The sequence below is a fragment of the Microcoleus sp. Pol14D4 genome (genome assembly GCF_036701245.1).
GTDB lineage: Bacteria > Cyanobacteriota > Cyanobacteriia > Cyanobacteriales > Microcoleaceae > Microcoleus.
Map to the genome: position 1 here is coordinate 1 of NZ_JAUBQM010000190.1, position 1,590 is coordinate 1,590.

The window sequence follows — 1,590 nt, forward strand, 5'->3', positions numbered from 1 at the left end:
AATATGGCTCAAGCTCAACGACTTGCTGGCTTTGGTCTTAACACACTCAAGGAATTATTTAGAATGAAATAGCCCTGATTGAAAAGGCGCAATAAAGAATTTGGAGCTGACCAAGATGGCAAGCTATTAACTAAAGAGCAAATAGCTACTTTTTTTGCTCATCCCAATCTCGTTGAAATTCTGGATTCCTTGGTAACAAAAAAGTACCTGCAACGGAACAACAATCAGTACAAACCTGTATCAGGTAACTTTTCCTTTGAAGTCTATAAATTTCTCGATCCGCATAAGATTTCGGTAACAATTGTTGCCAGTGATGCTAATAGATTAGGAGTTTACTCTCATAACCGAGTCCGCAGGATTACTCCTCGCGAGGCGGCGCGGTTACAAGGTTTTTCCGATAGTTTTATTCTGCATCCTAATGATGATAAAGCTTATCATCAACTGGGTAATAGTGTAAGTATTAACGTAGTTAAAGCTGTTGCTCTAGAAGTTATCCAGAATGTTTTGTGCTCTACCAAACAAAAAGTTAGCGCCCGGTGAATTGGGAAGGGTGGGCGGAGTGTTTCCGCTCACCCTAGCAACTAGCTTTGCGCTACAGGTTCCTTAGCCAAAAACTTCTCTAATTCCGTGAAAGCATCGGCATCAACCTTAGATAGGTGTTTTCTTGGGTGGGATTATAAACTATGCCCGCTCTAATTTTATCAAAATCAGCTCAGGTACTTGGAGGACAAGGGAAAATAAAGTTTTCGGTGCTAAACAAGCGCAAGCTTTCAAATTCAGAATCTATACCAATCGGCTGATTTTAGCATAGCGAAATTATAACCTGAGTGAGATATTAACTAGAGAAGACTGTTTTAAGATGTTAGATGACGCGCAAGGAGAAGCAGTAATGATTTTACCTGCATCTATTAAAAGGAAATGGAAACTACTGGCAACAGCCTTTATTTGTCCTCTGACACTAATTGGTGTTGGCATTCAGCAACAACCGCTTCAAGCACAACAAAATCCATCTAAGACTAATGTTGCTGCTTTGCCAGATGGTATTTACCTGTACGGGGATTCGCCACAGCCCAACCAAGTTCTTCAAAACTATATTGTGTTTCAACGCCAGAACGATCGCGTCGTTGGTGCAATCTACGCGCCGCGATCGGACTTTGCGTGCTTCACTGGTACAATTCAGGGAAATACACTGTACGGGAAGGCAATCTCAGCCGGAAAGGTTCAAACAGTTGAAGTCAATACTCAGCTAACAAATCTGCATTCTATTCGCACAATTAGCTCAAACGATCGGCGCATTCTTTCAACGTGCCAAGAAACAGCGCGAGCTAATATATCCAGGTAAATCTTTTACTTAGGTCAAATGGTGCATGAGGCTGGCGGTGCGTTACACGGCGTTAACGCACCCTACTAATTGAAAATTTCTCGTTACCAGGATCTGCCTGGTAATAAATATCTAGGTAAGTATTAATGTAGTTGAAGCCGTTGGTCTAGAAGTAATCCAGAAGTGTTTATCCGTAATTGCTCAACCCCCTTGACAAGAGAACGAGATAGACATTAGATAGAGGAATGAAAAAACTCCCTGACCTAAAA

2 protein-coding genes are annotated in these 1,590 nt (G+C 41.5%); both read left to right on the plus strand.

Going from position 1 to position 1,590, the window contains the following annotated elements:
• Positions 1 to 78 precede the first annotated feature (78 nt).
• Positions 79 to 540: a DNA cytosine methyltransferase gene (locus QUA33_RS28005; RefSeq protein WP_333153025.1), complete on the plus strand. Its 462-nt coding sequence runs from the start codon at positions 79 to 81 to the stop codon at positions 538 to 540.
• Between the two features lie 319 nt (positions 541 to 859).
• Complete coding sequence (locus QUA33_RS28010; RefSeq protein ID WP_333153027.1) at positions 860 to 1,342, plus strand: hypothetical protein; 483 nt, start codon at positions 860 to 862, stop codon at positions 1,340 to 1,342.
• The last annotated feature ends 248 nt before the right edge of the window (positions 1,343 to 1,590 follow it).